The sequence below is a fragment of the Noviherbaspirillum sp. genome, from assembly GCF_035654295.1.
Lineage (GTDB): Bacteria > Pseudomonadota > Gammaproteobacteria > Burkholderiales > Burkholderiaceae_D > Noviherbaspirillum.
Map to the genome: position 1 here is coordinate 1 of NZ_DASRXF010000003.1, position 5,295 is coordinate 5,295.

At 63.3% G+C, this 5,295-nt stretch carries 6 protein-coding genes; all 6 read left to right on the forward strand.

From position 1 onward, the window contains the following. The coding region (locus tag VFF99_RS00075) for an ammonium transporter (protein WP_414691483.1) at window positions 1–674 on the forward strand (674 nt) is incomplete at its 5' end. Window positions 675–937: 263 nt separating this feature from the next. After that, window positions 938–2,236, forward strand: coding sequence for a glutamate--cysteine ligase (gene gshA / locus VFF99_RS00080; RefSeq protein ID WP_325013837.1), 1,299 nt, complete (start codon window positions 938–940; stop codon window positions 2,234–2,236). Between the two features lie 12 nt (window positions 2,237–2,248). Then, window positions 2,249–3,190, forward strand: a complete 942-nt coding sequence (gshB, locus tag VFF99_RS00085) for a glutathione synthase (RefSeq protein WP_325013839.1) — start codon at window positions 2,249–2,251, stop codon at window positions 3,188–3,190. Window positions 3,191–3,298: 108 nt separating this feature from the next. Beyond that, window positions 3,299–3,706 (forward strand): PTS fructose transporter subunit IIA, encoded by a 408-nt coding sequence (locus tag VFF99_RS00090; RefSeq protein ID WP_325013841.1) that lies wholly within the window; start codon window positions 3,299–3,301, stop codon window positions 3,704–3,706. Between the two features lie 20 nt (window positions 3,707–3,726). Beyond that, window positions 3,727–3,996, forward strand: coding sequence for an HPr family phosphocarrier protein (locus tag VFF99_RS00095; RefSeq protein ID WP_325013843.1), 270 nt, complete (start codon window positions 3,727–3,729; stop codon window positions 3,994–3,996). Between the two features lie 35 nt (window positions 3,997–4,031). Continuing rightward, the coding region (locus VFF99_RS00100) for a phosphoenolpyruvate--protein phosphotransferase (protein ID WP_325013845.1) at window positions 4,032–5,295 on the forward strand (1,264 nt) is incomplete at its 3' end.

Here is a 5,295-nt window from a genome sequence, read left to right on the forward strand (position 1 = left end):
AATCGATGGCGCCGCACTCGCTGACGCTGACCATGGTGGGCGCATCGCTGCTGTGGGTGGGCTGGTTCGGTTTCAACGCCGGCTCCGCGCTGGAAGCAGGCGGTACCGCGGCACTGGCCTTGATCAACACGCTGCTCGCAACCGCTGCCGCGACCCTTTCCTGGAGCTTCGGCGAATGGATGGGCAAGGGCAAGCCGTCCATGCTGGGTGCTGCTTCCGGCGCCGTTGCCGGTCTCGTGGCGATCACCCCGGCAGCCGGTTTCGTCGGTGTGATGGGCGCGCTGGTGATCGGCCTGCTGGCAGGCGTGATCTGCCTGTGGGGCGTGAACGGCCTGAAGCGTCTGCTCGGCGCGGATGACTCGCTCGATGTGTTCGGCGTGCACGGCGTCGGCGGTATCCTCGGCGCGCTGCTGACCGGCGTGTTCGCATCCCCGGCCCTCGGCGGCACCGGCATCTACGACTACGTCGCCAACAAGGTTGCGGAAGAGTACTCCATCGCCGGCCAGGTATGGATCCAGGCGCAAGGCGTGCTGACCACCGTGATCTGGTCCGGCGTGGTTGCCTTCGTCGCCTACAAGCTGGTCGACCTCGTCATCGGCCTGCGCGTTGCGGAAGAAGAAGAGCGCGAAGGCCTGGATATTTCCAGCCACGGCGAGTCCGCTTACCACTCCTGATCCCAAGGGATTTTTTCCCCACCCGCGCCCGCGGGTTTCGAAAGCGCCTCCTCCCGAGGCGCTTTTTTTTCGTCCCGTCTTTAAATCCGGTGGATTGCCCCGATTTACAATGCCCGGTATACGTATCACCGGCGCATTGTCGTAAGGGAAATTTCGCGCGCCGCCGACGTATTGCCGAAAAACAGTCCGCAGGCGAAGCAGAGGGATTACCGTTAGAATCAGCTGATTCGGCTTGCAAGAATGCTTATACCCAGAAGGTTTTTATGGTCCCGCACCTCGTTACGGCCCTGAATGGCCCGCTTCTCGATCTCGAAAAGAAAATCCTGGCAGCGACCCCGGCGATCGAGCGCTGGTTCCGCCTCGAATGGCAGGAACACACGCCACCGTTCTATTGTTCGGTCGACCTGCGCAACGCCGGATTCAAGCTGGCCCCAGTCGATACCAACCTGTTCCCCGGCGGCTTCAACAACCTGTCGCCGGAAATGCTGCCCCTGGCCGTGCAGGCGGCGATGGCGGCGATCGAGAAATACTGCCCCGATGCCAAGAACCTGCTGCTGATCCCGGAACGGCATACCCGCAATACCTTCTACCTGCAGAACGTTGCGCGCCTGATCCAGATCTTCCGCCAGACCGGCCTGAATGTGCGCCTGGGCTCCCTGTCCGAAGATGTCAAGGAGCCGACTAACATCGATCTCCCGGACGGCACGACCCTGACGCTGGAGCCGCTGGAGCGCTCGGCCAACGGCCGCCGCCTCGGCCTGAAAAACTTCGACCCCTGCACCATCCTGCTCAACAACGACCTGTCGTCGGGCATTCCGAAGGTATTGGAAGGGCTGCATGAGCAGAACCTGCTGCCGCCGCTGCACGCGGGCTGGGCGGTACGGCGCAAGACCAACCATTTCGCGGCCTACGACGAAGTCGTCAAGAAGTTCGCCAAGCTGGTCGATGTCGATCCGTGGATGCTCAATCCGTATTTCGCCAAGTGCGGCGAGATCAACTTCCAGGAGCGCACCGGCGAGGAGTGCCTCGCCGCCAATGTCGATACCCTGCTGGCGAAGATCCGCAAGAAGTACAAGGAATACGGCATCAAGGAAAAGCCCTTCGTCATCGTCAAGGCCGATGCGGGTACGTACGGCATGGGCATCATGTCGGTGAAGGATGCGAGCGAGGTGAAGGACCTCAACCGCAAGCAGCGCAACAAGATGTCCGTGGTGAAGGAAGGCCTGGAGGTGAGCGATGTGATCATCCAGGAAGGCGTGCATACCTTCGAGCACATCAACGACGCGGTGGCCGAGCCGGTCGTGTACATGATCGACCGTTACGTCGTCGGCGGCTTCTACCGCGTGCACGCGGAGCGCGGCATCGACGAGAACCTGAACTCGCCGGGCGCGCATTTCGTGCCGCTCGCCTTCGCGCAGCAGCATGCGCTGCCCGACCTGCAGGCCAAGCCCGGCACCGCGCCGCCCAACCGCTTCTACATGTACGGCGTGGTCGCGCGGATGGCGCTGCTGGCGGGTTCCCTCGAACTCGAGAAGACCGATCCGAACCCGGAAGTCTACTGACAGGGCGCCCGCATGAAGATCGCATTCCTCGCCGACCCGCTGCATCACTTCAAGACCTACAAGGACACGACGTACGCAATGATGGTCGAAGCCGACCAGCGAGGCCACGCGATCTTCGCCTTCGAGCAGCGGGACATGGCCTTCCGGGATGGGAAGGTGACGGCCGGGGTCAGGCGCATCACGCTGACCGGCGACAGCAACGATTGGTACCGGGCCGAGGCGCTCGGCGAGACCGGCCTGGCCGATTTCGACGCCATCGTCGTCCGCAAGGACCCGCCCTTCAACATGGAGTACGTCTACCTGACCTACCTGCTCGAAGTGGCGGAGGCGCAGGGTGCGCGGGTGTTCAATCGCCCGGAAGCGATCCGCAGCCATAATGAAAAACTGGCGATCGCGCAGTTTCCGCAATTCACCGCGCCGACGCTGGTGACCAGCGACGCGGCGCGGGTGCGTGCCTTCCACCAGGAGCACAAGGACATCATCCTCAAGCCGCTCGACGGCATGGGCGGCGCCGGCATTTTCCGCGTCCGCGAAGACGGCATGAACCTCGGCTCCATCGTCGAGACGCTCACTGCGAACGGCGCCCACACCATCATGGTGCAGCGCTTCATCCCGGAGATCGTGCAGGGCGACAAGCGCGTGCTGCTGATCGGCGGCGAGGTCGTGCCCTACTGCCTGGCGCGCATTCCGCAGGGCGGCGAAGTGCGGGGCAACCTTGCGGCAGGCGGGCTGGGCGTGGCCCAGCCAGTCTCGCAACGCGATCGCGAAATCGGCGAGGCCCTTGCGCCAGTTCTTTTGAAGCGCGGCTTATTGCTGGTAGGATTGGACGTGATCGGCGACTGCCTGACGGAAATCAACGTCACCAGTCCCACCTGTTTCCAGGAAATCAAGCAGCAGACAGGCTTCGATGTGGCAGGAATGTTCATCGATGCGCTGGAAAAGCAGTGCAGTTGACTCGCTCCGCGCCATCGCCGCGCGGAGAATAATAACGACGGACAGATCGTCGGCACGGGGAGGCCGGGCTTCCGACCGCGCCCGCGACTGTTCTTGGCCGGACAGACCATGGTAGGGATTCTTCTTCTGACGCATGCACCGCTGGGCGCCGCATTCCTGGATGCCGCGACCCACGTCTTTCGCGCCCGCCCCGAGCGCATGGAGGCCATCGACGTGCGCGCCGACCAGGACCCGCTTGAGGTGAACCGCATCGCACAGGACGCGATCACGCGTCTGGACGATGGCAACGGCGTCCTCGTCATCACCGACGTGATGGGCGGCACGCCCTCCAACTGCACCCTCAAGCTGTCCAATCCGGGGCATATCGAAGTCATTGCCGGCATCAGCCTTCCCATGCTCCTGCGCGCGCTGACCTATCGGAACGATACGATCGATGTCGTGGTGGAAATGGCATTGGCGGGAGGGCAGAGCGGCGCGGTCCGTGTCGACAACCGCGTGCGGCTGTCGCCCAACTGAACAACAACGCACAAGAAAAAATGATTCAACAGGAAATCGAGATCATCAACAAGCTGGGCCTGCATGCGCGTGCATCGGCGAAACTCACCCAACTGGCCGCGAAGTACAAGAGCGAGGTCTGGCTCACGCGCAACGCGCGCCGGGTGAATGCCAAGTCCATCATGGGCGTCATGATGCTGGCCGCGGGCAAGGGATCGAAGGTCGTGCTCGAAACGGAGGGAGCGGATGAAAAAGAGTGTTTTGACGCGCTCTTCGAGCTGATCCAGAATAAATTCGGCGAAGGCGAGTAAGGCCTCCGCGTCACCTCACTTCACCGGCACTCAGAATGGCTTCCTTCACGCTCCACGGGATCCCGGTTTCACGCGGCATCGCAATCGGCCGCGCGCACCTGCTTGCGCCGGCGGCGCTCGACGTCAAGCACTACCTGATCCCCCAGGAGCAGGTCGAGGCGGAAGTGCTGCGCCTGCAGAAGGCGATCGCCACCGTCCACAAGGAATTGCAGACCATCTGGAACGAGCTGCCGAAGGATTCGCCGGCCGAGCTCGGCGCGTTCATCGACGTGCACGCACTGATCCTCTCGGACCCCATGATCGCCGAGGTGCCGCTGGACATCATCCGCACGCGCTATTACAACGCGGAGTGGGCGCTCGTCACCCAGATCGACGAGCTCTCCGCGCAGTTCGACGAAATCGAGGATGCCTACCTGCGCGAGCGCAAGAGCGACATCCAGCAGGTGGGCGAACGCGTGCTGAAGGTGCTGACCGGCACTGCAAGCACCCTGCCGCCGCACGACGGCAACGACGAGAACGCCGGTCGCATGATCGTGGTTGCGCATGACATCTCGCCGGCCGACATGCTGCAGTTCAAGGACCGTGCCTTCGGCGGCTTCGTGACCGACCTCGGCGGCCAGAACTCGCACACCGCAATCGTTGCCCGCAGCCTCGACATTCCCGCCGCGGTGGGCATGTCCAATGCCTCCGCGCTGATCCAGCAGGATGACCTGATCATCATCGACGGCGATGCCGGAGTAGTGATCGTCGAACCGCCGCCAAATGTGCTCGAGCAGTACCGCGAGCTGCAGCAACGGCTCCTGCGCGAGCGCAAGAAACTCAGCAAGCTGAAGAAGACGCGGGCCGTTACGCGCGACGGTGCCGAGATCACGCTGCTTGCCAATATCGAACTGCCGGATGACTGCCCGGCCGCCCTCGATTCCGGCGCCATGGGGGTCGGGCTGTTCCGTTCCGAGTACCTCTTCATGGGCCGGGTCGGCTATCTCAACAAGCTGCCGTCCGAGGATGAGCAGTTCGAGTCTTACCGGCAGGCCGTGGTGGCGATGAAGGGCCGCCCGGTCACGATCCGCACGCTCGACATCGGCGCCGACAAGCCGCTCGATGCGGCCGAGCAGACCGCGCTCAATCCGGCCCTGGGTCTGCGCGCGATCCGCTTCTGCCTTGCCGAGCCGCAGATGTTCCTGCAGCAGCTGCGCGCCATCCTGCGCGCATCGGCCTACGGTCCGATCAAGCTGCTGATCCCGATGCTGGCGCATGCCTTCGAGATCGACCAGACGCTGGCGATGATCGAGCAGGCGA